Source organism: Nocardia sp. NPDC046473 (assembly GCF_040645995.1).
GTDB lineage: Bacteria > Actinomycetota > Actinomycetes > Mycobacteriales > Mycobacteriaceae > Nocardia.
The window spans coordinates 173749-199667 of sequence record NZ_JBEYZJ010000012.1 but is presented as its reverse complement, the minus strand read 5'-3'; the positions used below and the strand labels follow the sequence as shown (position 1 = coordinate 199667).

The 25919-nt window shown below is 66.7% G+C and carries 23 protein-coding genes; 11 read left to right on the top strand and 12 right to left on the bottom strand.

What is annotated here, in order from left to right:
- Window positions 1-2: 2 nt before the first annotated feature.
- Window positions 3-626, bottom strand: a complete 624-nt coding sequence (locus ABZ942_RS38055) for a TetR/AcrR family transcriptional regulator (protein WP_357390923.1) — start codon at window positions 624-626, stop codon at window positions 3-5.
- Window positions 623-2368, bottom strand: coding sequence for an amidohydrolase family protein (locus ABZ942_RS38050; protein ID WP_357390921.1), 1746 nt, complete (start codon window positions 2366-2368; stop codon window positions 623-625). The genes ABZ942_RS38055 and ABZ942_RS38050 overlap by 4 nt, the downstream gene beginning before the upstream one ends.
- A 271-nt stretch (window positions 2369-2639) precedes the next feature.
- Between ABZ942_RS38050 and ABZ942_RS38045 the strand changes: the two genes are divergently transcribed.
- The 5 genes from ABZ942_RS38045 (at window position 2640) to ABZ942_RS38025 (ending at window position 8853) form a co-directional block, all read left to right on the top strand.
- Window positions 2640-4583 (top strand): primary-amine oxidase, encoded by a 1944-nt coding sequence (locus tag ABZ942_RS38045; protein ID WP_357390919.1) that lies wholly within the window; start codon window positions 2640-2642, stop codon window positions 4581-4583.
- Window positions 4576-5979, top strand: a complete 1404-nt coding sequence (locus ABZ942_RS38040; protein ID WP_357390917.1) for an APC family permease — start codon at window positions 4576-4578, stop codon at window positions 5977-5979. Before ABZ942_RS38045 ends, ABZ942_RS38040 begins: the two co-directional genes overlap by 8 nt.
- A gap of 115 nt (window positions 5980-6094) precedes the next feature.
- Window positions 6095-7501, top strand: a complete 1407-nt coding sequence (locus tag ABZ942_RS38035) for an AIM24 family protein (RefSeq protein ID WP_357390915.1) — start codon at window positions 6095-6097, stop codon at window positions 7499-7501.
- Window positions 7502-7727: 226 nt separating this feature from the next.
- Complete coding sequence (locus ABZ942_RS38030; protein ID WP_357390913.1) at window positions 7728-8174, top strand: L,D-transpeptidase; 447 nt, start codon at window positions 7728-7730, stop codon at window positions 8172-8174.
- 310 nt (window positions 8175-8484) lie between these two features.
- Window positions 8485-8853, top strand: a complete 369-nt coding sequence (locus ABZ942_RS38025) for a DUF1304 domain-containing protein (RefSeq protein WP_357390911.1) — start codon at window positions 8485-8487, stop codon at window positions 8851-8853.
- Window positions 8854-8915: 62 nt separating this feature from the next.
- On the opposite strand, the gene ABZ942_RS38020 is transcribed toward ABZ942_RS38025, so the two are convergent.
- The 3 genes from ABZ942_RS38020 to ABZ942_RS38010 all read right to left on the bottom strand — a co-directional run bounded on the left by ABZ942_RS38020 (window position 8916) and on the right by ABZ942_RS38010 (window position 11171).
- Complete coding sequence (locus ABZ942_RS38020) at window positions 8916-10406, bottom strand: family 1 glycosylhydrolase (RefSeq protein ID WP_357390909.1); 1491 nt, start codon at window positions 10404-10406, stop codon at window positions 8916-8918.
- A gap of 88 nt (window positions 10407-10494) precedes the next feature.
- A complete protein-coding gene (locus tag ABZ942_RS38015; protein WP_357390907.1) occupies window positions 10495-10995 on the bottom strand; it encodes a hypothetical protein in 501 nt (166 codons plus the stop codon).
- Window positions 10989-11171, bottom strand: a complete 183-nt coding sequence (locus ABZ942_RS38010) for a hypothetical protein (RefSeq protein WP_357390906.1) — start codon at window positions 11169-11171, stop codon at window positions 10989-10991. The genes ABZ942_RS38015 and ABZ942_RS38010 overlap by 7 nt, the downstream gene beginning before the upstream one ends.
- Before the next feature lie 896 nt (window positions 11172-12067).
- Here ABZ942_RS38010 and ABZ942_RS38005 point away from each other — a divergent pair.
- On the top strand, window positions 12068-13744 hold the full coding sequence (locus ABZ942_RS38005; RefSeq protein WP_357390904.1) for a cutinase family protein: 1677 nt from the start codon (window positions 12068-12070) through the stop codon (window positions 13742-13744).
- A gap of 88 nt (window positions 13745-13832) precedes the next feature.
- Here ABZ942_RS38005 and ABZ942_RS38000 read toward each other — a convergent pair whose 3' ends face one another.
- Window positions 13833-14255, bottom strand: coding sequence for a hypothetical protein (locus tag ABZ942_RS38000; RefSeq protein ID WP_357390902.1), 423 nt, complete (start codon window positions 14253-14255; stop codon window positions 13833-13835).
- A gap of 546 nt (window positions 14256-14801) precedes the next feature.
- Between ABZ942_RS38000 and ABZ942_RS37995 the strand changes: the two genes are divergently transcribed.
- On the top strand, window positions 14802-15782 hold the full coding sequence (locus tag ABZ942_RS37995) for an alpha/beta hydrolase family protein (protein WP_357390900.1): 981 nt from the start codon (window positions 14802-14804) through the stop codon (window positions 15780-15782).
- Window positions 15783-15797: 15 nt separating this feature from the next.
- On the opposite strand, the gene ABZ942_RS37990 is transcribed toward ABZ942_RS37995, so the two are convergent.
- Entirely contained in the window at window positions 15798-16259 is a 462-nt protein-coding gene (locus tag ABZ942_RS37990) for a hypothetical protein (protein WP_357390899.1), read from the bottom strand.
- Window positions 16260-16509: 250 nt separating this feature from the next.
- Here ABZ942_RS37990 and ABZ942_RS37985 point away from each other — a divergent pair, with 250 nt between their 5' ends.
- The gene (locus ABZ942_RS37985; RefSeq protein ID WP_357390897.1) at window positions 16510-17457 is read left to right on the top strand and encodes a glycoside hydrolase; all 948 of its coding nucleotides are present in this window, start codon (window positions 16510-16512) and stop codon (window positions 17455-17457) included.
- A 57-nt stretch (window positions 17458-17514) separates the two neighbouring features.
- Here the strand turns inward: ABZ942_RS37985 and ABZ942_RS37980 are convergent, their stop codons facing one another.
- From ABZ942_RS37980 to ABZ942_RS37970, 3 genes are read right to left on the bottom strand one after another with little or no spacing between them, the layout of a single operon-like run.
- On the bottom strand, window positions 17515-18099 hold the full coding sequence (locus tag ABZ942_RS37980) for an isochorismatase family protein (RefSeq protein ID WP_357390895.1): 585 nt from the start codon (window positions 18097-18099) through the stop codon (window positions 17515-17517).
- 21 nt (window positions 18100-18120) lie between these two features.
- Window positions 18121-19854, bottom strand: a complete 1734-nt coding sequence (locus tag ABZ942_RS37975) for an MFS transporter (RefSeq protein WP_357390893.1) — start codon at window positions 19852-19854, stop codon at window positions 18121-18123.
- A 29-nt stretch (window positions 19855-19883) separates the two neighbouring features.
- Window positions 19884-20321 (bottom strand): MarR family transcriptional regulator, encoded by a 438-nt coding sequence (locus ABZ942_RS37970; RefSeq protein ID WP_357390891.1) that lies wholly within the window; start codon window positions 20319-20321, stop codon window positions 19884-19886.
- Window positions 20322-20730: 409 nt separating this feature from the next.
- Between ABZ942_RS37970 and ABZ942_RS37965 the strand changes: the two genes are divergently transcribed.
- Complete coding sequence (locus ABZ942_RS37965; RefSeq protein WP_357390889.1) at window positions 20731-21222, top strand: DUF4254 domain-containing protein; 492 nt, start codon at window positions 20731-20733, stop codon at window positions 21220-21222.
- An 18-nt stretch (window positions 21223-21240) separates the two neighbouring features.
- On the opposite strand, the gene ABZ942_RS37960 is transcribed toward ABZ942_RS37965, so the two are convergent.
- The gene (locus ABZ942_RS37960) at window positions 21241-21396 is read right to left on the bottom strand and encodes a hypothetical protein (RefSeq protein ID WP_357390887.1); all 156 of its coding nucleotides are present in this window, start codon (window positions 21394-21396) and stop codon (window positions 21241-21243) included.
- Window positions 21397-21738: 342 nt separating this feature from the next.
- Between ABZ942_RS37960 and ABZ942_RS37955 the strand changes: the two genes are divergently transcribed.
- On the top strand, window positions 21739-23001 hold the full coding sequence (locus tag ABZ942_RS37955; RefSeq protein WP_357390885.1) for a helix-turn-helix domain-containing protein: 1263 nt from the start codon (window positions 21739-21741) through the stop codon (window positions 22999-23001).
- 26 nt (window positions 23002-23027) lie between these two features.
- On the opposite strand, the gene ABZ942_RS37950 is transcribed toward ABZ942_RS37955, so the two are convergent.
- Window positions 23028-23864, bottom strand: coding sequence for an alpha/beta fold hydrolase (locus ABZ942_RS37950; protein WP_357391170.1), 837 nt, complete (start codon window positions 23862-23864; stop codon window positions 23028-23030).
- Window positions 23865-24457: 593 nt separating this feature from the next.
- On the opposite strand from ABZ942_RS37950, the gene ABZ942_RS37945 reads away from it, so the two are divergent.
- Window positions 24458-25897: a lipase family protein gene (locus tag ABZ942_RS37945; RefSeq protein WP_357390883.1), complete on the top strand. Its 1440-nt coding sequence runs from the start codon at window positions 24458-24460 to the stop codon at window positions 25895-25897.
- Window positions 25898-25919 lie beyond the last annotated feature (22 nt).

The window sequence follows — 25919 nt, the reverse complement described above, 5'->3', positions numbered from 1 at the left end:
GCTCAGGTGCCCGATTCGACGCGGATCTCCCCCGCCAACCGCTGAAAAGTGCTCGCCACGTACTCGATTCGCGCGTCCTCCAGCTCGGGCCGCGGATAGGTGGAGCGGAAGATGGCCTCGCCGTCGAACATGTGCACAATCGAGGTGGCCAGCAGGCGGGCGACGTCGGGCGGGACAGCGGGCGACAGCGCCGCGATCGCGACCCGCTCGACATCGTCGAGCAGCGCCTCGGCGACCGGGGCGAGCCTGGCCCGCAGCTCCGGCTCGGTGCGCGCGGCGACGAGCAGCTCGAACCAGACCGTGTTGGTTTCCTGGCGGATCTGATTGCGGGCGCGGTGCAGGATGTCCGTCAAATCCAGTGACTGGTCGGTGCTTTCGCGCGGGTGGATGTTGTCGAACGCGCGCATGTGCCTGCGGCCGACCTCTTCGGCGGCGGCCACCACCAGGTCGGTGCGCGAGTCGAAGTGCCGGAAGATGCCGCCCTTGGACACGCCCGCCCGGCGGGCGATCTCGCCGAGCGAGGCATTGTGGTAGCCGACCTCGGCGATCGCCTCGATGGTGGCCTCGACGAGTTTGCCGATCGTGGCGGCGCGGCGCTGGGCTTGGGTGCGGCGCGGCTCGGTCACCGCACCTGGGACCTGAGGAAGCGTCCGGTACGGTCGCTGCCGAGGATCGGTGCGGGCGTGCCGTCGCCGAAGACGTACTTGCCGCCGATGAAGACGGCCGAGACCGCCCCGTCATTGCGATTCACCATGCGAGACAGATTGTCATACTGCGCGACCGTGCTTTCGGCATAGGCGTCCAGCGCGGCGTCCAAATGCGCGGGATCGATGATCACCAGGTCCGCCCGATCGCCCTCGCGCAGGTGGCCCGCGTCGATGCCGTACCAATCGGCGAGCTCACCGGTCAGCCGGTGCACCGCGCGCTCCAGCGAGATGAACGGCGCGCCGGACTGCTCGGCGTCGCGCACACGGCGCAGGAAACGGAGCCCGAAGTTGTAGAACGCCATGTTCCGCAGGTGCGCGCCCGCATCGGAAAAGCCCAGCTGCACACCGGGATCCGCGCCGAGCTTGGTCAGGAACTTCGGCCGATGGTTGGAAATCGTGGTGCGCCAACGCAGTTTGGTGCCATGCGCGACCACCAGGTCGAGGAACGCGTCCACCGGGTGCACTCCGCCACGATCGAGACCGACCTGCCCGAATGTCTGGCCGACCACGGAATCGTCTGGGCAGGCGACGATCTCGGCGTCGAAGAAGTCGCGGTGCCAGACCCGCAGCCCGAACTTCGAGTCGTAGTCCTTGCGGAACCGTCGCCGATACGACTCGTCCTGCATCAGCGCGTTGCGCTCGACCTGGTCGGCCAGATGCAGCGCCGCGGCGCCCGAGCCGAACTCCTCGAAGATCACCAGGTCGATGCCGTCGGCGTACACCTCGAACGGCACCGGTAGGTGCTGCCAGCGGAAGTCGCCGCCCAGCGCGTTCAGTGCGCGCGCGATCGGTCCCATGATGTAGACCAGGGTCGGATTCGCCTTGATGTCCGCGGCCGACAGCAGCGTGGTCTTCAGGCGTTTACGGAAGATGCCCAAGCTGCTCAGCGTCATCGCGGCGATGCTGCGCACCGAGGCGATGTCGGGGCCGGCCTGCAGTACCCGCCGACGACGACGCAGAATCGCGTTGAGGCGACGCCGTTCTCGCGCCTTGGCGTAGGTGGACGGCAGCGTGCGTGAGCGGCAGGTGTCACCGTCGAGCTTGTCGAAAAGCAGCTGCTGGGCCGACATTCCGACGAATCCGGCGTCGAGCGCCTCGTTCAGCGCCGATTCCATGGCCGCCTGTTCGGCCGCCGTGGGACGGACCTCCTTGCGGGTAGCGCGATCGAGTCCCATCTGCGCCGTCCGGATATCCGAATGACCCAGCATGGCAGCGATATTCGGGCCGAGCGGCAGCTCCTCCAGCGCCGCGATGTACTCCCGCGCCGAGTGCCAGGTCTTGGTCTCCTCGATGGCCTCGATGACGTGCCGCCGCGGGATCGCCTCCACCCGGCCGAACAGATCACCCGCCTCGACCGCCCCGACGTGCACGGTCGACAGCGAACACGACCCGAGCAGCACCGTCGTCATGCCGTGCCGCACCGACTCGGCGAGCTCGGGCGTCTTCAGCACCTCGATGTCGTAGTGCGTGTGGATGTCGATCATCCCGGGGACCACCCACTTGTCCGCGGCGTCGATGACATTCGGACAGCCCGTCTCGTCGAGCGGCTCCACCGACACCGTGACGACACGATCGCCGCGAAGTCCGAGGTGGCGCGTGCCGGAGGGCGAACCGGCGCCGTCGAACCAGCGCCCGGCCTTGATGATCGTGTCGTAGCTCACTCCTACATTGCAACCGATCGGTTGCTAACCGTCAAGGATCAGTTCTCACACCTCACCGGGACGACCGGCGAGAAATGATTTGCTGCTCCGTAACTTCTGACTCGCTACGCCGCAACTAATGCCCGCCATTCTCAACCATCAAATGTAGGAACAGGGATGTAGCATTTTCGACCCAATTGTCCGAATAGTTGCTGGATATGATGAGCGGACGCAACTTCTCGGCGAACAACCCCCGTGTTTCCCACATTCACCGCATTGAGATGGAGGGGCCATGCCCGCGCTCACACCGGGACGTGCCGATCATCCGCTCGCCCTGCCCACCGAGGCGGAGATCGCCGCGGTGCGCGCCGTCGTCGCGAACGCCGGGCTGATCGGGCCGACAACACGTTTCGTCTACGTCGGACTGGACGAGCCGGACAAATACGAGGTCTACCACTGGTCCGGCGCATTGGATCGCCGCTTCCGGGTGCTGCTGCACGACATCGACCGCCCCAACGCCATCGATCTGCTCGTGTCGCTCGGCAGCGGGGCGGTGCTCGCGCAGCGCACCCTGGACGCGGTCGTCGACGGCCAGCTGCCCGTGCTCGACGAGGAGTTCGAGCTGGTCGAGGCGGTACTGGCGGACGATCCCGAGTGGTTGGCCGCACTGGCCGCCCGCGGGCTCGACGTCACACAGGTGCGGGTCGCCCCGCTGTCGGCGGGAGTGTTCGACTACGCGGGTGAGCAGGGCCGCCGCATTCTGCGCGGCTTGGCGTTCCACCAACAGCACGAGCAGGACCATCCCTGGGCGCATCCGATCGACGGGCTGGTGGCCTTCGTCGACGTAATGGCCCGCACAGTATTGCGGGTGCTCGACACCGGGCCGGTCGACATTCCACAGGAATCCGGGAACTTCGACGACCCCGCCGTCACCGGTCCGCTGCGCACCACGCAAAAGCCGATCGAGATCACCCAGCCGCACGGACCGAGTTTCACCGTGCACGGCAATCTCGTCGAATGGGAAAAGTGGTCGGTGCGAGTGGGTTTCGACGCCCGCGAGGGACTTGTCCTGCACCAGCTCGGTTTTCACGATAACGGCCGGGTCCGGCCGATCATCCACCGCGCGTCCATCGCGGAAATGGTGGTGCCCTATGCCGATCCGTCGCCGATCCGCTCCTGGCAGAACTACTTCGACACCGGCGAGTACCTCGTCGGACGCTACGCCAACGCGCTCGAGCTCGGCTGCGACTGCCTCGGCGACATCACCTATTTCGACGCGGTCATCGCCGACGAGACCGGCAATCCCCGCGTGCTGCACAACGCGATCTGCATGCACGAGGAGGACTTCGGCGTGCTGTGGAAGCACACGGACTTGTGGACCGGGTCGCGCGAGGTGCGCAGGCAGCGCAGGCTGGTGATCTCGTTCTTCACCACGGTGGGCAACTACGACTACGGCTTCTTCTGGTACCTGTACCTCGACGGCACCATCGGGTTCGAGGTGAAGGCGACCGGAATCGTCTTCACCGCAGCCTATCCCGGCCCCGATCACCCGTTCTCCACTCAAGTGGCCCCCGGCCTCGGCGCGCCACATCACCAACATCTGTTCAGCGCCCGACTCGACATGATGGTCGACGGGCATCGCAATCGCGTCGAAGAGGTGGACAGCGTCCGCGTCCCGATCGGCCCGGACAACCCGCACGGCAACGCTTTCACGCTGCAGCGCAGCACGCTCGCGCGCGAATCCGCGGCGCAGCGGCTCGCGGACAACCGCGTCGGCCGCACCTGGCGGATCAGCAATCCCGACATACTCAACCGCCTCGGCCTTCCCGTCTCTTATGTGCTGTACCCGGAGGGCAAGGAAACGCTGCTCGCCGACGACGCAGCACCGATCGCCAAGCGGGCCGCCTTCGCGACGAAGAGCCTCTGGGTCACCCGCTACGATCCCGCACAGCGTTATGCCGCAGGCGATTTCGTGAATCAGCACCCGGGCGGCGCCGGTCTTCCGGAGTACGTCGCCGCCGATCGACCGCTCGACAACGAAGACCTGGTCGTGTGGCACACGTTCGGCCTCACGCATTTTCCGCGACCGGAGGACTGGCCGATCATGCCGGTCGACTACACCGGATTCGTGCTCAAGCCGGTCGGCTTCTTCGACCGCAATCCCACCCTCGATGTGCCGCGCACCAGCCACGGTGCGGCGTCGACCAGTTGCTGCCATGGAGCTCCCGATGACTGAATCACCCACTGCCGGTACACGATTACGCGGTTCGATCGGGGTGACGGGGATCGTGTTCCTGGTCATCGCGGCCGCCGCGCCGCTGACCGCCGTCGGCGGCGCGCTGCCGCTGATGATCGGACTCGGCAACGGGGCGGGCGCGCCGACCGCCTATCTTGTCGCGGCGGCCGTCCTACTCGTGTTCAGCGTCGGATACGCGGCGATGAGTGGTCATCTGGACGAGGCGGGCGCGTTCTACGCCTACGTCCGCAGCGGTCTCGGCAGCAGCGCCGGAATCGGCGCGGCCGGGCTGGCATTGCTCACCTACACCGCCATCCAGGCCGGGATCTACGGTCTGGCGGCATCGACGGTCGAGGAGCTCGTCGCGCACTACGGTGGTCCCGATTTACCTTGGTACCTCTACGCTTTCGCGCTGATGGCGGTCGTCGCGGTGCTCGGCTATCGCAACATCGAGCTCGGCGCAAAGGTTCTCGGCGTGCTGCTCGTGGTCGAGATCGGCATCATCGTCGCGTTGTCCGCCGCCGTGCTGGTTCGAGGTGGCGCGCACGGCCTCGACACCGTCTCCTTCACTCCGTCAGCGTTCTTCGACGGATCCCCCGGCGTGGCATTGATGTTCGCCATCGCGTCGTTCATCGGCTTCGAGGCCACCGCGATCTACGGCGAGGAGACCCGCACTCCGCGCCGCACCATCCCGCGGGCCACCTACCTCGCGGTGCTCACGATCGGCGCGCTGTACGCGGTGGCCAGCTGGGCGGTGGTGCTCGCGTTCGGCAGCGACGACGTCGCGGCGGCCGCGGGCGAGGACCCCGAAGGATTGACCTTCACCGCCGCGCGGCTGTTCCTCGGCGAATCCGCCGCCGACCTCATGTCGATCCTGCTGGTGACCAGCCTGTTCGCCGCCCTGCTCGCATTCCACAACGCGATCTCCCGCTACGGCTACGCACTCGCCCGCGACAGCGTCGGCCACCCGGCCCTCGGCCACATCCATCCGCGCCACGGCTCCCCGCACAAGGCTTCGCTCGCCCAAACCCTGTCGGCGGCAATGGTCGTCGGCACGTTCGCCCTCGCGGGCGCGGACCCGGTGCGACACCTGTTCACCTGGATGTCCGGCCTGGCCACGGTTGCCATCCTGCTGCTGATGCTGCTCACCAGCGTCGCCGTCATCGCCTTCTTCCGCCGCACCGGACTGGACCGCCGTCGCTGGCACACCGTGTTCGCACCGACCCTCGGCACCGCCGGGTTGCTGGTGGTGACAGCCCTGGTCATCGACAATTTCACCACCTTGGTCGGCGGCTCGACGATCGTCGCGACCACCCTGCTGGCCATCGTCGCGGCGACCTTCGCGGTCGGCGTCGCCATCGCCCGGAAACGACCGGCGACAACCTCCGTCAGCTAACGATTCGGCGTGGCGTGCGGCCGACTCGGTAGCGCGCGGCCCCGACTCGGGACACACTTGACGGCGTGAATCGCATGCCATTCGGGCCGATCGCCGACGACCGGGCCGGTCCGCGGTGACCGCCCTCGCCCGCGGCGAGAACCGGCCCGCGCCCGCCGACCGGATGACGGTGACCGTCACCTGCTCGGCCGGCGTCGACGTCTCCGCGCTGCTGCTCAACGCGGACGGACGGGTCCGCACCGATGCCGACTTCGTGTTCTTCAATCAGCCGGTCGGTCCCGGCGTCACCTATCGACACGGCAGCGGTCGTGGCGACATGGTCGACGTGCAGACCAGCGCGCTGCCACCGGATGTCGACAAGGTGGTGGTCACCGCCAGCCTCGACGGCAGCGGACCGCCCACCTTCGCCGCCGCGGGCACGCTGCTCGCCACGATCGGATCCGATTCGGGGGCACTGACTTTCCCGATGGACGGGCTCACCACCGAAACCGCCGTGGTGTGCGTGGAGATCTATCGCCGCGGTGGCGCTTGGAAGGTGCGCGCGGTCGGCCAGGGGTACGACAACGGGCTGGCCGGCATCGCGACAGCGTTCGGCGTGCACATCGACGACGAGCCCGAAGCCCCCGCCGCACCGAATCCACCTGCCGCCGCATCGGTTTCGGCGCCGAACTACCCACCGCAGGCCGCGCCGAACTACCCGCCGCCCGCGCCCCCGACGTCGTACCCGTCGGCCCCCGCCTACGCACCACCCGCGCCGTCATCACCTCAGCAAGGAGCACTGCCGATGCAGAGCGATCTGTTCAACCCGAACCACGCCGAAGTCACCGGCGTCGGCATCCAGAAGCAGGGCGGCAAGATGATCAAGGTCGCCGTCAACGGTGAGGTGCTGGCTCGGGCCGGTTCCATGGTCGCCTACCAGGGCGACATGCAGTTCAAGGCGCTCGGCTCCGGCGGCATCGGCCGCGCCATCACCCAGCGGCTCACCGGTGAGGGTGTGCCGCTGATGAACGTCTCCGGCCGCGGCGACCTGTTCCTCGCCGACAGCGCCGCCGACGTGCACATCATCGACCTCGACGGCAGCGACGGCCTCACCATCAACGGCTCCAACGTGCTCGCCTTCGACACCAGCCTGTCCTACCGGATCGCCCGGGTGCAGGGCGCGGCCGGCATCGCCAGCAACGCCGGGCTTTTCAACTGCGTGTTCACCGGGCGCGGCCGGATCGCCATCACCACGCACGGCTCGCCGGTGGTGCTCCAGGTCGATCAGCCGACCTACGCCGATCCGCAGGCCGCGGTGGCCTGGTCGTCGAGCCTGCAGACCGGAATCAAGCGCAACGATTCGTTCGGCCTCGGCCGGTTGATCGGCCGCAGCACCGGGGAGGGGCTCACGCTGGCCTTCTCCGGACGCGGCTTCGTCATCGTGCAGCCCTCGGAGCTGCCGCCCGGCGGTCTCATCGGCGGCACCGGCGGCGGCCAGCAGGCCGGACAGAGCGGCGGCGCGCTCGGCGGATTGTTCGGATAGTGAAACGTCTGCGCGCCGCGATTGACCCGGCGCGCAACGTCCGCCATGATCCCTATCACCTCGCATTCACCAGTTTCTTGCGACGAGGTACTCCTATCACCCTGGCATTCGGCACGAGCGTGGCGGCAAGGCGAAGAGAGGCCTGAATTTGATGAGCAGCAAGCGTTTCAGAGATTGGTCGGCAAGATTCGCGGTACTCACCGGAGTCGCGATTGCCGGATTCGCAATGACAGCAACCGCGCAGGCCGAACCGCTATGGCCGGGCGGACCGGATATTCCCGGCGTTCCTGCCATCATTCAGCCGCCACCACCCGCACCGGTCTACGCGCCGTGCACCGCGGCGAAGACGCGCGCGTGCATGCGCCTGTCGACCAAGGAAATGTGGCTGATGGAGGACGGCAAGACCATCTATGGTCCGCAGCCGATCGAGATCGGCAGGCCGGGATACGAATCGCACGTCGGCGTCTTCAACGTCTCTTTCAAGCGCGAGCATTTCTGGAGCACAATGCACAACGCGCCGATGGAGTGGGCCGTCTTCTTCGACGGTGATATCGCCACCCACATCGGACCGCTCGATTCCAACTCGCACGGATGTATCCGGATGAACCCGGATGCCGCGGAGGCCACCTACCGCCACCTCGAGCCCGGTGATGTCGTGCAGGTCGTGGAGTGAGCTGGTAATTCCATTCATCGCATAAACGGGATGTCCATGCCGGGCATCCCGTTTTTGTTTGCTGACCGCGCTCGCGCACCGTCCCGGATCAGTGTCCGCACTACGGGCGAATGGTGCTGGCGCCCAACGGGATCCACGCTTGGTACCCGCATCGGGGTGGTGTCTCCATCTACAATGCGGTGTCCGAGGTGCCATATCCGCGTTGATCGGCCGGCACCGCGCGCCTGCCTCGGTATCGGCCGCCGGGCGGTCATCCTGAAGTCGGCCATCCGGGCAGGTCCCGGCCTGTACACGAGGAAGCGAGTCGATCGTGCGAGTAGTAGCCGAGGTACTGGTCGGATTGGTGGCGGCGCTGCACGTCTACGTCGTGGTGATGGAGATGTTCCTGTGGACGACGCCGCGGGTGCGCGCGGCGTTCGGCAGCACGGTCGAGTTCGCCGAGCAGACAAAGGTGCTCGCCGCGAATCAGGGCCTGTACAACGGGTTCCTCGCGGCCGGGTTGATCTGGGGCATCATCGCGTCGGACCCGGTCGGACACGCCGCGATGATCTTCTTCACCGCCTGCGTCGTGGTCGCGGGCTGCTACGGGGCCGCCACCGCCAGCCGCCGCATCCTGGTGGTGCAGGCGCTGCCCGGCGCGATCGCGCTGATCGCGGTGCTGGTGGCGGGCAGCCGGTAACCCGACGTCAGGGTGCGGTCGTCGCACCACGAGGAAGTCGGTGAGCGCGGGTAGGGCCGCGCTCAGGGCACCGCGAGGTCGACGCAGCCGGGGGTCGGGTCGACGACGGCGCAACCGGACGGCGGCCGGGTGGGCCGATAGTCGGCCGGGACGCCGCCCGCCGCGATGGTCTCGGTGTAGGTGGCGACCGCCTTGGTCGGATGGCGCTCCAGCTTGGGATCGTCGCGCACATTCACCGTGTAGAGGCCGAATCGTGGGCTGTAGCTGCCCCATTCGTAGTTGTCGGTGATGCTCCAGTAGTTGTAACCGATGAGATTCACGCCATCGGCCTTGGCGCGTTGCAGCCAGTAGACGGTGTCGCGCAAATGGTCGCTGCGGTTGTAGTTTCCGGTGCCGGGGAGGTTGCCGTCGTCGGAATTGGCGTTCTCCGTCGGCATCCCGTTCTCGACCACGTAGATCGGCATGCGCGGCTTGCCCGGCTCCTGCGGGAACATGTCCGAATAGCGTTTCACCGCATAGTAAATGCCCTCGGTCCGGATCGGCAGGTTCCACATGCCGGGCGCCCCGACGGCCGCGATGGACCGGACGGTGGCGGGCGGGCTCGACATCGGCGGTTCGAAGGCGAAGTAGTAGTCGACGCCGATGTAGTCGAGCCGGTCCCGGATCTTCGCGAACAACGGGCCGTTGACCTGATCATCGATGCCTGCGACGTAGCCGATATTGCTGGTCACCTGGGCATCGGGTCGCTGCCGGTGGATGTAGTCGTAGATCTGGTTGTGCGCGTCCGCGACCTTGTCCTCCATCCGCTGCTGGTTGGTCGCGTTGTTGCGGACCTCGTGCATGATGTAGGCGACCGGCTCGTTGATGGTGACCCACAGCGGATTTCGCGGGGCGTATCGGTCTACCACCTTGCGCATGTTGGTCAGCCAGGCGTCCAGCATCTCCGGGTTGTCCCAACCGGTGTCGGGGGTATCGGAATGCAGCCCATGGAACGCTCCGTCGTAGGCCCAGCCCGGGTACACCCAATGATCGAGGGTGAGCATCGGGCGCATACCCGAATTGATGATCTTGGCGATCACCTTGTCGTAGAAGCGGAATCCGTCGGCGTCCCACTCCAGCCGACTCGTCGGCTGCAGCCGCGCCCACTCGATCCCGATCCGGAATACCTTCACGCCCAGCGCTTTCGCCAGATCGATATCGGCGGCGTACCGGTTGTAGAAGTCGATCGAGCTCTGGTATCTGTCGTACTCCGGGTGATTCTCGATGTAGCGCACCCAATTGCTGTCGGGCGCATCGTTGCCGGGTGAATCTCGATGTGGCACAACGGGATCGAGTGAACCCGAGTTGAGTGAGCCCGAACCGGGCACAGCGCCGCCGGGCGCGTGCCCCTCCGACTGGAAGCCGGACTCCGCGACACCCCACAGGAACCCGGGTCCCAGCGCGGAATCCCCCGCTACAGGTCCCGGCGGAGCAGCAACACCCACGCCGGGCACCAGCAGCGCGGCCATCGAGGCCGCGAGCGCTACCGCGGCACGTCGAGTCCATGTGCGCATAAACCGAGAACTTAACCGAAAAATTGCTGAACCCCCGTCAACTTCGGTCCCTGCGGCGAGTATCGACCGAGGAACGCACCTTCGGCGGCTAGTTCACGGACAGGCGGTGGCCGATCCGCGCGATCGTCGCGACAAGCGGGGCGCCGTATGCCCCGTTGCTGGCACCCGCGGCGATCTCCTCGGCCGCCGCGGCGGCATCGGCGACCGTGACGTCGTCGGGGGCGAAGGCGGCGGCCTTCGCGGCATCGAGCGCGGCGGCGGCCGCGTCCTGGACGGTGACCGCCGCATCGGCGGTGACGACCGCGTAGAAGGTCGCCTTGATCGCGTGGTTGGCGGCGACATAGGCGTGCCACGCGGCATCGCGGGTGGTATCCGCGGCGGCGACGGCCCGCGCGGCACTGTGCGCACGCGCGACGTGGTCGACGGCCTTCTCCCGGTTCACCGCTCGCTTGACCGCGGCGCTGGCGCGGCCCGCCGCGCTGCTTGCCCTGGCATGGGCTTGAGCGAGCAGTTCACGGGTGGCGTCGGCCTCCAGCACCGCGATCCCACGGGCGCCGCCGGGTAGCAGCGGAATAACCTTGCCTACCAACGGAACCCGCCGATGTGCTCGAGCTGCTCCGCGTCGTCTTCGGCGTCGAACCAGTCCGAACCGGCGGTCTTCGGTCCGCCGTCGGACTTCCAGAAGGCCAGGGAATCCGTTCCGGCGCAGTAGATGACGACTGCCAGCACCGCCAACGCCGCCAGCTCCTTCGACAGACGCGCCACAGCGAACCTCCTCGATCGACGATTGTGTGCCGGCGAACCCCGGCGGGTGTGGTAGCGCGGAATGCGGAGTGCGCGCATCGCCGGATTGTCCGAATTCACTCCGGAGCCAACGGAAATGCGCGCGTGCCGCCTAGCCCAAAATGCCGAAGGTAAGAATCCCCACCAGGTTCTCCGTTACCGCGAGCACGCTGTTCACTAGACCGAAGAGACCACTCAACATGACTTGCTCCTGTGATACGCCATTGACGGATCGGTGTCATTTGTCGAACGAGAGCACGAGCTGGATCGCCGAGGAAGGCTAACGCACCAGTCCCCAAAAGGACAAAACACCTGCGTCGGCGCGTTCCTCGCCGACACGAACCGCGACCGCAGGTATTCCCCCTGCTCACAGCCTGTCCGAAACTGGTTCGAAATTTCTTCCATCCGAACGCACTTGGGCAACGAAGACACTATCGACGCCTGCCACTGACGGTTCCCGACATGGTCAGCGTTGGACACCCACCCGGGTTGTTCCTGCCGTCTGGAGTTTTCGCAGCGGAGCACCACCGGCATTTCAGACTTGGTGCCGGATTCAACCGCACGAAGACTGACCGGGCGGCTCGTAACCACATGAAAACGAAAGGGAGAACATGCTTGCACCGCTCCTCACCGCCGTCGTCACCGCCCTCACCTCGGGACTCACCAGCGTCGTAACCGCGCTGCTCGGCGGCTGATTCGACACGGTCCGGGGTGGCGGCGAAGCCCACCCCGGACCGGCGGACGCCGGAGACTCTCCTGACCAGAACCAGCCTCAGGCCGAGCGGATCAATGTGAAGGTGGGGACGTTGCGTCGAATGCTGTTCTCCAGAACAGGTATTCGGAGACTTGGAACACTCGTCGCTGGTACGGCCTTCGCCATGAACGCGGGAGTCGGCATCGTCGCGGCAGAGCCGGCGGCCGGCCAATCGTTGCGTTGTCCAGCCCTTTACGCCATCGGGGTACCCGGTACGGGCGAATCCTCCCCCGATGCGAACCCCTCCGACGACCACGGCATGCTGTCATCGATCTTCCTGCCGATGCTGGCCGCCGAGCCCGACCGTACCGATCGGGCCTATGTTCCCTATGAAGCCGGTTTCGGCGGTGCCGTGCCCGGTGGCCCGGTCCCGTACTCGCAATCGGTGACGGGCGGGTTGACGGAGCTGCGGTCGATGGCGCAATCGGTCGCCGACCGATGCCAGAACACCCGCCTCGCCTTTGTCGGCTACTCCCAGGGCGCACACGTCGCCTCCTTGTTCGCCCAGGAGATCGGCCGCGGGCAATCCACCATTCCGGCCGACCGAATCGCCGGCGTCGCCCTGCTCGCCGACCCCACCCGCTACCCCGGCGCCTCGCTGTTCCCCGGTGCCGCAGGCAAACTCGCCCCCGATCCCGCACCGGGCACGGTGGCCGCGGATCTGTCCGCGCTGCAGGCCCAGCCCGCGCCCGCCCCCGGTGGCGGGATCGGACCGCTGCGCGACCTCGCCCCGGACTTCGGCGCGCTCACCGGTCGCGTCGCGTCGTTCTGCATCGACGGCGACCTGGCCTGCGACTCCCCCTCGAACGCGCCGATCCTGCACATGATCACCAACATCGCGGGCCAGGCCCTGCTGCCACTGGACGACCCGCTCACCGCGCTGTCCTCGATCTCCGACGCACTGGCCGCCACCGTCGCCAAGACCACGACCGATGTGGTCGACAAGGACCTGCACGGCCTGGCCCCCGGCAGTCTCGTGCTGTCGCGCGACAAGTCGCTCAGCGAGCGGCTCGCCGAAGCCTCCGACCCGCGCTCGGTGATCGACGACCCGACCGCACAGTCGGCCGCATTGCGCCTGGCGACCATCACGCTGAACACCCTGACCAGCATCGTCGGTGTCGTCCTCAGCCCCGAGGACGTCTGCCAGATCGGCACCATCGGCGCGCGGGATCCGTTGGCCGGGTTGGCCGCGTTGGCCGCCAAGATGTTCGCCGCGATGCCCAAACGCTCCGCCGCGCCGCGCTTCACCCAGGTCGTCACCCAGGCGTTCAATGCCATCGGGCGGCTGGTCAGCGACAACCTCGAACTCGTCGACACCCAGGTCTGGTCCAAATACCAGGACGCGGTGGCCCGGCACGGCGCCTACGCGTTGACCACGGTCGCCGCGGGCCGCCCTTCGGTGCAATTCGTCGCCGACTGGTTCATCGCGCTCTCCCGCGCGCTACCCGCGCCGACCCAACCCAAACCGGTTGTCGCCCAACCGGACAGCGTGCTCGCCTCGATTCCGGACCAGAACACCCAAGCCCCGAACGCCGACAATGTCGTCGAACCGCCGCCCCCGCACCGCAATTCGCCGAAGCCGAAGGGCCCCACCGCCGGGGCGGGCACGGCGGTGCGAGCGGACGCGACCGATCCGACCCACGGTCGCCTCCGACCGGAATCCGCCAAGGCAAAAGCCAAGCGCCTCGCGGCAAGTCGGCACATCGTCTGGGCGCTGCTGCTCGCGGAGAGCGCGTGCCTGCTCTATACGGGTCGTCGACGCATCATCCGAATGGGTTGGGACACCGACTTTCTCGGCTGAATCGACAACAGGCAGGTCCGATCGCTCATCGGAGCGAGGTGGACCTGCCTGCCGCCGGTTGAATCAGTAACGCGGGCAGCTCAACTCATCACCTGACCGTTTTGGCCTTGGGTGTGCCGCCGCCGGGGCTCGGCTTGGGCCCGAGGAAAAGATCGAGCCACTCGTCCGAGGTCTTGCCGAGCGGTCCCATCTCGGCGCCGCCGTTCGGGGGGCGCAGGAAGTCCCGCAGGGCGGAATCGAGCGTGGCAGCGACTTCCGGATCGACGGTCTTTCCCTCATCCGCCTTGCCACCCTTCCCACCCTTGCCCTTCTCCTTCCCGTTGCCGCCCTTGCCCTTACCTTCCGTGCTTACGCCGGCGTCCATTCCGTCGGCGGGATCGGCGGGCGCCACTGCGCTCCCGCTGGGCGATGGCTGCGCCGGGACGGCATTGGCCGCGCCGGTAGCGACGGCGAGCGTCGCAGCGACGGCGAGCAGACCGGTCACCGCGGCGGTCGCGGATTTGTGAAACATAGGTAAACCCCTTGTCGTATCGAATGCGGTACATGCGGCCGATGGCAAGTCAGACACTTGTCGGCACTACGGCATATTCGGATACACGGCGTGTATGGATCGGAGAATTCGGCACAAAGATTCGCTGGGGCCGTTGAATTGCCCGACTACATCGGGCCGCGCCGTAAATATCCGCCGCCGATTACACGACCAATGAGGCCCGGGGGTCTCCCGGACCTCATTGGACTGTGTACAGCGATAGTGAGCCGCAGGGGCGACCACGACTCACTCTGCGGAGCTGTCCCGAAGTTCGTGGGACCCCATCAGATTACATAGCCGACCGCTCCCTCGTGGCGATTCCGGATGGAATGATCTACTGACCGCACGACCGCAGATAGACGCAATCTTGCATTCCGCAAAAAGTGACACGCCGACGCGCACAACGCTTGACGGGAATCGGTAACAAGAACCGCGCCGATCCCGAATCACGGTTACTTCGCCTATTTTCCGCGAAGCAGTACGAATGAGGACGGTCCGATGACAACATGCGGTTCTGGTTCGAAGTCGATGCGGCGATATCGCCGTGCCACCTGGGCAGTCGCGGTAGCGCTTGCGGTGGTCGCGCCACTGGTCTCGACGCCGCCCCGGGCGAGCGCGCAGGCCGTGGTCGATCACATCACCAAGCGCACCGATCGCTGGGAAGAGGTGTACGTCCAATCACCGGCGATGGGTCGCATCGTCCAGCTCGACGTGCTACTCCCCGCAAACCAGACGGCACCCCGCCCCACCCTCTACCTGCTCGACGGAAACGGGTCGACCGAAACCCAGACGCTGAGCACCTGGACCATGCGCACCGACATCGTGAACTTCTTCTCCGACAAGGAAACCAACGTCGTGATGCCCGTCGGCGGCGGCGGCACCTTCTACACCGACTGGCTCAACGACGACCGCAAGCTCGGCCACAACAAGTGGGAAACCTTTCTGACCCAGGAACTTCCGCCGCTGGTCGATAGTCTGTTGCACGGCAACGGCGTCAACGCCATGGCGGGCGTCTCGATGGGCGCCCAGGCCGCGACGACGCTGACCTTCCGTCACCCGACGCTCTATCGGGCCCTCGCCGCCTACAGCGGCTGCCTGTACTCGAGCAACCTCGGGCAGGCCACCGTCCGCACGACCGTCGCCGACAAGGGCGGCAATGCCGACAACATGTGGGGCGGCGTCGCCAACCCCGCATGGCCCGCGCACGACCCGACCCAGCACACCGACGCACTGCGCGGCAAACCCATCTACCTGTCCACCGGCAGCGGAGTCCCCGGTCCTTACGACCTCGAGTTCGATCCCAGCTACTCCTACCCCACCGACCTCACCGCGGCCATCGCCATCGAACAGGTCGTGCACGACTGCACGCTGGTCTTCGACACCGACCTGCGCCTGCACAATGTCGCGGCCACCATCCGCTACAACACCCTCGGCACCCATTCCTGGCCGTATTGGCAAGACGCCCTGCATGATTCGTGGCCGACACTCAAGACTGGCCTCGGCATCTGAGAGCTCCCGGCAGCGCTACGGCTCGTGCGGAACATGCCCGGCAAGGTCGTTGTAGGCGTCACAGGCGGCGATCAGGGCCTTCCGGGTATCCGCCTGACGGGGCGGGTCGTCGTCGCCGGTCACACTGCGCCAGTCGACCCAGGCGGCGGCCAGCTGGTCCACCGCCTTACCGACGCCGTCGACGCCGGGGGCCGCGTCGGCGATGCCTTCGAGCAGATATCGGCGCAGGGTGCGGGCCGCGCGCTCGATCCCGGGGCCGTTCACCCGGCGCGAGGCGGGTGCGGTGCGCTCGATCGCGACGCGGTGGCGGAGGATCCACTCGTCCACTGCGGCGAGCAGACAGGCGGCGCGCAGGATCGACGCGGACGGATGTCGTTCGGGGACAACGTCGTGCATCGCGTCCAGGAGTTCGCGGGCGGTCGGCAGCGCCGGTGAGGGGCGCTCCGCCAGGGGCGGTCGGTCTGCGGGCTCGGGCATGGTTCCGACTCCATACAGTGGGCATTCGGCGAACGAGCGAGGCACTTGTGAGCGTCGCAGGTCCGACGGCACGCTGTCTTGGGCAGGATGCCAAGATTGGCCGCGTAACTTGTTCTCCGACACAGCCATTCGATCTGCCAGCGGTATCACGGCCGATCGGGAGCGCCAGGCCGGTCCACTCGGTGCTACGCCATCTGCGGCGTGTCGCCGGGTCGATAGCAATATGCTCTGGATAATCCGGGAGGTGGCAATGGTGACGGTGAGTCGCAGGTCCGCGCTGGCGTTGGCGGCAGGTTTGCCCTCGAGCCTGCTGGCGCTGAAGCACGCCGCGGCCGCCGGGCCGGTGGTGCGGTACACGATGACCGCGTTCACGAACGACAGCGAATCCGATTTGTATGTCTACGAATCCACCGACGCGACCAACTTCCAGCTACTGCGCGGCCCTGCGTACCGCCCACCCGCCGGGCTGCTGCGCGACCCGAGCCTCTTCCGGCACGTCGACGGCGTCTACTACCTGACCTACACCACCGGGTGGGAGGGCCAGACGATCGGCTTCGCGCGCAGCACCAACCGCGTCGACTGGCAGCACATGTACGACTATCCGACTCAGGTGGGCAGCTTCGACGTCACCTCGAGCTGGGCACCCGAATGGCTGGTCGACGCGCAGGGCCGGGTCAATGTCATCGTGTCCCTGTCCGACGGCTGCCGCTTCACGCCGCACCTGATGACCGCGACCGATCCGGCGCTGCGGTCGTGGACGCCACTGGCCCCGCTGGCCGGGCTCGGCCCTGCCCCCGGCTACGTGACCCCGACTGACCACAAGATCTGCGAAACCTCCGGCTACGGCTTCGGCTACATCGACACCACCATCGTGCACAACAACGGCTTCTACTTCGCCTTCACCAAGAACGAAACCAGCAAACTCATCGAACTCGCCGTCGCTCGCGACCCGCTCGGCCCGTATGTCTTTGTCGCAACCGGAGATTGGGCCAACTGGGGCGCGCCCCGAGAGGGCCAGTGCGTCATCCCCATGCCCAACGGTGGCTGGCGAATCTACTTCGACGACTACGACGAGAACAACCCCAGGTACTTCTACAGCGACAGCCCCGACCTGCGCACCTGGACGGCCCCCACCGAACTGCCCAACCTCTCCGGCACCGTCCGCCACTTCACCGTCCTCCCCGAAACCGCTCCCTGAGTCGGGCAGCAGCACACCGGTATCGCGAATGCGCTGCTGCCAGGCTGACGCTGTCGACTAGCGAGTCTTCTCCAGCAGTTCGAGGATCTCGGCGGTGGTGCCGGTCTCGGCGAAGCGCGGGAGGATCCGGTCGATGCTGTGCTGATGGATGGTTTCGTCCATGTCGGTGCTGGCGTCGGTGGCCAGGGTGACGTGATAACCGTGGTCGTGCGCGGCGCGGGCGGTGGATTCGACGCCCATGCTGGTGGCGACCCCGGCCAGCACGATCTGGGTGATGCCGCGGCGGCGCAGGTGCAGTTCGAGGTCGGTGCCGTAGAACGCGCCGACGTTGCGTTTGGTCACGACGAGATCCTCGGCGTGCCCGGCCAATTCGTCGACGATGACGTCCCAGCCGTCGGGGCGGGTGCCGCCGGTGCGGCGCGGGGCGTCGGTGCGGCCCTGCGCGAAGTCGGAGCCATCGGGCGCTCCGCTGACCCGTACCAGGATGACGGGCAGCTGATGGGCACGGAAGGCGTCGGCGAGTTCGGTGGCGCGGGCGATGACCTCGGGCATCGAGTGCGGCGCGCCCGGTATCGCGGTGATGCCTTGCTGCAGGTCGATGAGGACGAGCGCGGTGCGTGCGTCGAGGGTACTGAGTGCCATGGGTGTTTCTCCTAGAGGTTGTCAGACAATCGTGGGATCCGGGTCGGCGGCCGAGTCGCGCTCCGGCGGTTCGGCTTTGCGTCGGCCGCCGCGCAGTACCGCGATCGCGGCGAGTGCGGCGAGCACCGCGCCGAAGGCGAACACGATGACCAGACCGGTGTGGAACGGACCGGAGATCAACTGCGGGAAGAACTCTCGCCCGGTCAAGGTCTGCTGCTGCGCGCTGGTGAGGGTCGGCAGCACCCCGCTCGGCTCGAGCGTGTGCTGGATCGGATTGACGCCGAGCTGGGCGGCGAACAGGGTGGCCACCGGCGGCAAGGTGGCGGCCTGGGCGGCCACGGCGGCCGGAACACCTTGCTGTTCAAGGCCATTGGTGAGCGTACTGGGCAGGCTGTTCGCCAGTCCGGCGATCATGAGGGCGAAGAACACCGCGATCGACACGGCGGTGCCGGTGTTCTGGAAGGTCGAGCGGACCCCCGAGGCGACGCCGCGCCGATCCGGGCGCACGCTGCCCATGATCGCCGAGGAGTTGGGTGCGGCGAACATGCCACTGGCGATCCCGTTGATCGCGATCAGCACCGCGAAGATCCAGTAGCTGAAGTTGATCGGCAGCAGCAGCAACCCGACGAAGCTGGCGCCGAACAACCACGCACCGCTGCCGGCCAGGCCGCGCGAACCGAACCGATCCGACAGATAGCCCGAAACAGGTCCGGCCGCAAGGAATCCCGCGGTCAGCGGCAACAGGAAGATGCCTGCCCACAGTGGGGTGTCGGCGTAGTCGTAGCCGTGCAGCGGCAGCCAGATGCCCTGCAGCCAGATGATCAGGATGAATTGCAGCCCGCCGCGACCGATCGCGATGGCCAGGCCGGCCAGGTTGCCCGCGGTGAAGGCGCGCACCCGGAACAGGCTCAGATCGATCATCGGCATGCGCACCCGCTGCTCGATGACGACGAACGCCGCGAGCAGCCCGAGTCCGGCCGCGCCGAGACCGAGCACCGCCGGACTGGTCCAGCCCATGGTGTGTCCGCCGTGCGGCTGCAAACCGAAGGTGGCCGCCACCAGGATCGCGCTCAACCCGACCGCGAAGGTGACGTTGCCCCACCAGTCGATGCGCCCGCCGCCGGCCCCGCTGGTCTCGCGCAGCGTGCGGTAGGCCCAGACCGTGAAGAACAGCCCGATGGGCACGTTCACCCAGAACACCGCCCGCCAGTCCCACGCGACCAGCAGTCCGCCCGCGACCAGGCCGATGAACATCCCGGCCAGCGCGGCGACCTGGTTGATGCCCAGCGCGAAACCGCGCTGCCGCTCCGGAAACGCGTCGGTGAGGATGGCGGCCGAGTTGGCCGTGAGCATCGACCCGCCGATGGCCTGCGCCACTCGCCAGCCGATCAGCCACATGGCCGCGTGCCCGCCGTCGAACGGATCGACCGACAGCAGCATCGACGCGACGGTGAACACCGCGAACCCGGCGTTGTAGATCCGCACCCGGCCGTACATGTCGCCGAGCCTGCCGACGGTCACCGTCAGCACCGCTTGCACCAGCCGGTACCCCATGATCATCCACAGCAGATAGGCAATGTTGCCCGGCGCCAACGGATCCAGATGAATGCCGCGGAAGATCGCGGGCAGCGCGATCAACACGATCGAACCGTCCAGCGCCGACATGAACACTGCCGCAGTGGTATTGGTCAGCGCCGCCCACTTGTATCCGTCGGTCGTGTGAGCGTCGGTGCGCTGCTGTTGCAGATCGATCATCGTCACATGCGCCTATCGAACGTCGGGGATCAGATGTTGTGCGCGAGCCGCTCGATCAGCGGGGCGGCTACGGCCAGCTGCTTCAACTGCGCCGGTGTGAACTCCTGGGCGAGCACTCGGGCCATCAATTCGGTTTTCGCACTGCGCTTTTCAGTCAATACCTGGGCGCCGACGGGTGTCACCGCGAGGACGACCCGCCTGCGATCCGCCGGGTCCGAGTTGCGCTCGATCAGGCCGCGAGCTTGCAACGCGCTCAACGTCGCCCCCATGGCCTGCGGCGTGATCTGCTCCTTGCGCGCAAGTTCCGCCGAGGTGGCCGGCCCCTCGCGATCCAGCCGTGACAACGCGGTGCGCTCGGGCATCGTGAGCGCATCCTCCAGCTGCAGATGACGCAGCCGGCGCAACAGTGCGCCGAGGCCGGTCAGCAGGGCGGAGGCAACATCAGCGGCGTCCAGATCGTCGGTCACATGCTAAGGCTACCTGATCAATCAGATTTATCAATCTAACTTAGTAACTCGACGCGGATTGCCCAGGCATAACCAAAGAGGCCAAACCGAGCGCGAAATGACCTGAATTCGGCTTACGCACGGCCCCCCGGGGGACGAAACTTGAAGGTGCATCCGGCGCCGGGCGTTTGCTCCCTTATCTCGGGTACGCGCAGAGCGGCCGGTCTGCCCAGAGGAATATGGCTGGTCGCCGACGCCGGATGCACCTCGACCGTCGCTAGGGAAGGCCAACCTTGCCCACGCAGCTGGACTACCGAGAGATGGCGGACGCGCGGCAGCGCGCGCGAACCATGACGCAAAGTCTCCGCAGTGAGGCACGAGCTGGTCGCGTTTGCCAGGTGCCCGCGCCGGGTCGCGCCGACTCCGTCACGTGACCGTGCAGACCGCCGAGGGACCGCGAGCGATGCCCATCGAAGACGGCGGCATCCGGCCGCTGCTGCCGGACTGGCACGAACTGTCCGCCGCGCTGCGCATGCACACCGGCGACCGACCCGGCGACCACCTCGTCATCCAATTGGCGCGAGCGTTGGCGCAACTGCACCATACCCGCCGCGCACAGCCCGAGCGCCTGGTGGAAATCGACTGTCGCCGTAGCGAAGTCGTCACGGTGATCGATGAATGGGTGGCCAAGCAGGTGACGCCGCGGCGCGCGAAGGGCCGGCCCGCCGAGTCACTCGGCAGCACGGTCGACCGGATGGCCGCCGCCCAGATCCTCGCCGATCACCTGCTGATGACCGCCGACAACGTGCCGGAACAACGGGTACACGCCGCGTGGTCCCGGCTCGCCGCGCTCGCGATCCAATGGACCGATCTCGTGCACGACATCGAGTCGCGCCGACCGCGATCCATCGGAGGCCGATAGTTCCGTCGAAGCCTGGTGCTACGTCGGAATGGTCCAGAGATAAGCCGATATCGGAGGGAGTTCCGTGGTGTCGACCAGGGGGTCGACACGTAGTAGGCCGATGAATTCTTCCACCGACGTATAGCGCACCAAAATGTCCGCCAGCAAACGGCGCGCGGCCTCCTCCGGTTTCATGGCGGGGTTATGCCCACGAATCCGCTTGACAAACCGACCAATACGTTTCGGCGGTGCTGGGTAGTTCGCTGATCGACGATCCGTTCATTACGGCCCTCCGCGTGTTGGGTCAGCGCTGAATGGAACGTGCTCAGATTACCTATCCGCCGCGCGACGAGCCGCATTCCGCAGTGTGCGTCGCGAACTTTTCAGACAGGAAAATCAGCCATGGATGCCGACCAGTCGGTAATCGCCGTCGACAGTTCGGTCGAAGCCCGAAGTAGGCAGCACTCCTTGACATCTCGTCGCACCGATAGGACGAATGCGCCGCGCCCGAGCAGACAGCGCAGCAGAATGTGGGCTATGACTGCCTTGGATCAGGAAGCCCTCGACTGGCTCGTCCAGTTCGGGGCACAGGCTCGCAACGACGAGCAGACCCAACAGCTGGTCGACCTGGTCGACGGCAGGATCAACGAGGTCAACGCACAACTGCCCGGCGATGCCGAACTCGCCGAAATGCTGCACGCCGCGACGCGCGCGCACTGGCGCAGCTTCCTCGCCATGGTGAGCCGGGAAGTCTTCGAGGTGCACCCGCCGGCGGAGGTGCTCGCGCTGTCGCGGACCGTCGCCCGGCGCGGCTTCGGGATCGACGTGGTGATGCGGACCTACCGGGTCGGGCAGGCCATGCTCTGGCAGTTCATCACCGACTTCCTGAACAAGGCGATCGAGGACGACCAGCTGCGCAGCGCGGTCCTGCTGCTGTTCTGGGATCGGGTGCTCGAATGGACCGACACCTGCGTCGAGGCATCCGTCGCGGTCTATACCGACGAGCGTGAGCAGTGGCAGCGCGGCGCGCTGGCCCGCCGGTTCGGGCTGGCCGGTTCGCTGCTGCGCGGCGACGCGGTCGACATCGATCACGCCGAAACGCAGCTCGGCCATTCGCTGCGCAGGTACCAGACCGCGATCGTGCTGTGGGCCGACGAGTCGGTGACCACCGCGGATCCGGTGCGCACGCTGGAGAAGTTCGGCAACGACATCGCCGCGGTGCTCGACGCGCCGCGACCACTGATGCTCTCGTCCGGTGTGCGCGGCATGTGGGCCTGGGTCGCCACGACGGGCGTGCCGGACCTCTCCGCCCTGCCCACGGTCGGGCAGCCGGGCCTGCACGCCGCCATCGGCTCGTCGGCGCCGGACATCGCCGGGTTCCGGCAGAGTCACCGCGAGGCGCTCGCCGCACAGCGGGTGGCGATCGCGACCGATTACACACCGACGGTGATCCGTTACGCCGACGTCGAATTGGTCTGCCTCACCACCGGTGACGGCAGCGTCGAGGCGATGCGGGTCATGGCGACAAGGGAATTGGGCGCATTGACGAGCCCCGACGAGACCACCGCCCGATTGCGCGAAACGCTGCTCGCCTACCTGGCCAGTGGCCGCAACGCACCGGCCACCGCACAACAATTGAACGTGCACCCCAACACTGTTCGCTATCGCATCAACCAATCCGAAGAATTGCTCGGCCATTCCATCGAGGAACGCGCGACCTATATCGAATTGGCGCTGCGCTGTGCGCAGACCTACGGCGACAAAATCCTTACCCCACAGCCGGATCGAGCAATTGCCTGAGCGCGGAAAACGCGGCACGGTGGTCCTTATCCGTCGATATCGGCCAGAAAGCTCTGCACCAGTGCGGTAACGACGCCGGGTTGCTCCAAAACGCAGCAGTGCCCGGCATTCTCGATCACCTCGAACCGCGCCTTGGGAATCAGCTCGGTGAGCCGCCACGCGTCGGCGATCGGGGTCACCGCGTCGTCGGCGCCGACGGCGACCAGGGTCGGCGCGGTGATGCCGGAGATCTCCCGATCGGCGGGCGCGCGTCCGATCGCGCCGCGGATCGCCCGGCGGGTGCCGACGGGGTCGACGCGATCGAGCCGCTCGGCCCATTCGTCGATGGTGGCCGCGGCGGCAGGATCGGCCAGGAACGCGGGACCGAACAGCAGCCGCGCGACCTTGCCGCGGACCGCGTCGACGCCGAAAAGGCGCACCGCCCAGGTGAGCCGGGTGTACTTGCCGACCTTGCTGCGGTCCTGGGAGCCCGCGCTGGTGGACAGCAGAGTGAGTGAGCGCAGCAGTTCACCGTGCCGGGCGGCGACCCGTTGCCCGACGAAACCGCCCATGCCGATGCCGACCCAGTGCACCGGCGGGAGGCCGAGTGCCCGGATCAGCCCGACCGCGTCGGCGGTGAGCGTGTCCATGTCGTAGCCGTCCTTGGTGGGCTGGGTGCCGCCCTGTCCGCGCCAGTCGATGGCGACGCAGCGGTAGTGCTCACGCAGCGCGGCGATCTGTGCGCGGAACATCCAGCCGCCGAACAGGAGGCTGTGCCCGAAAACGATGACGGGAGTGTCGGATCGGCCGTTCGGATCGCCGGTGTCGGTGTAGCCGATCGGCACGCCGTTCACCTCGATCGTCCGGATGATCGTGGAGAGCATCACCGGTCGACCCGCGGCCGGGCCGCAGCTTCGGAACGAGCGAGCTGGTCATAGGTGCGATCGAGCGTGGACAAGAGGGGCTCCTCGGGGATGGCCGCAACCGAAATCCGGGATAGCGCACCTATGAGCGTGCCAGAGACGGGGCCAGCGGCTCTTGGCTCAGCCACCAACGCTGTCGCGGTGGATTGTTATCGAGCACAACTCCGCGCGGACCGCGCCTCGCTTCGGCCGCAGGCCGGATGATCGGCGGGTCGAGAGCGAAAGACCCATGGGTATGCCGATTTTCGGAACGAGTTGGCTGAGGAATATCCCGTACCGCGCGAATCGGGCAGGCGCGGTATCGACTACTGACAAACCGGTCTGATCGTCATAGATATGTGCAATGTGCACAGTCGAAAGGTCGATAAATTAGTACGTTGCCTCTGGACCCGTGATCAGTTCTAGCATTTGCTGTTACTTAGCCTTACAGACATTCTGGTGGGTTACGCGCGGCGCGCCGAATACCGGCACGCGGTCGTGGCCGGAATAATTTCTGTGCCCGACAGATCCGCTTCTGGATCTCATCAGCACAGGTCACCAGCGAAAGTAGCTCAATGAATATTGACTTATCCGGAGGAATCGGGCGAATCCGCACTGCGTCCTACATCATCCTGATCGCGACTTCCCTGCAAGTAGCTGTCGGAATACCGGCAATTGCGGCACCGGCCGAGCAAAACCCTGTCCTGCAGCAGGTTCCGGTGCAACCGCCGCTGCCGTTCCCGATTCCGCCCGCGCCGCCGGAACTCGATCCGGGATTCTACGCACCGCCTGCGGATGTCGTCGCCGCGAAGAAGCCGGGCGAAATCATCGCGGCCCGCGAGGTGCATCTGGCGTTCTATTCGGTCATTCCGTTCAATATCGACGCCTGGCAGCTGTCGTACCGGTCCACCAACACCAGGGACGAACCGATTGCCGCCGTCACCACGCTGATGAAGCCGCGCGGCGACAATGGCGGCGCGCCGCGCCCGCTGCTGTCGTATCAGTTCCCGCAGGATTCGAACGCGCAGTACTGCGCGGCATCCTATGTGCTGCAACAGGCTTCGATACCGGGCAATATCACCGGGCAGTTCGACATCCCGTTCGAGTTCGTGCTGCCGCTGACCGCGCTCGGCGCGGGCTGGGCGGTGGCGATGCCGGATCATGAGGGACCGGACTCCGCGTTCGCAGCCGGTCCACTCGGCGCACGCATCACCCTGGACGGTGTCCGGGCGGCGGAGAACTTCCAGCCGATGGGTCTCGAACCGCAGACCAAGGTGGGCCTGGCCGGGTACTCCGGCGGCGCGATCACCACCGGCCACACCGCCGAGCTGGCCGCGTCGTACGCGCCGGAGCTCAATATTGTCGGCGTGTCCGAGGGCGGCGTGCCCGCCGACATCAAGGCGATGTATCAGATGGCCAGCGGCAATCTGGGTGCCGGGCTGATCTTTTCGGGACTGCTCGGTGTCGCGCGGGAGTATCCGGAATTGGCCGCCTACAACGACCAGCACATGAAACCGATCGGCAAGGCGCTTACTCCGGTCAAGAACTCGTTGTGTCTCTATTCTGCGGCGCTGCTCCCGTTCATGAACCTGACCGACGGCTTGTACGACGTGCCCAACGCGCTCGACGATCCCGTCCCCACCAAGGTGTTCGACGCACTCCGGATGGGTCATTCGGTGCCGAAGATGCCCATGTTCATCTTCAACTCGAACCCCGACTGGATCGCCCCGGTCGGCCCGGTCAACACACTGGTCGGCGAATACTGCCGCGACCCCCAGGCGCAGGTTCACTACACCCGTGACCATTTCAGCGAACACATCACGCTCGAAATCGACAGCATCGCGCGAGTACTGCTGTGGATGAAGGACCGGTTCGACGGCGTCCCCGCCGAGCCCGGCTGCTCCATCCACGACGAGGGCTCGATGGCGCTGGATCCGGCTAGCTGGCCAATCTGGCTGCAAGGCGCGGGTACGATACTCGCCGGGCTGCTGCAGCAGCCCATCGGTAGCCGGTAAGCCGCTCGATAATCCGTCGCGA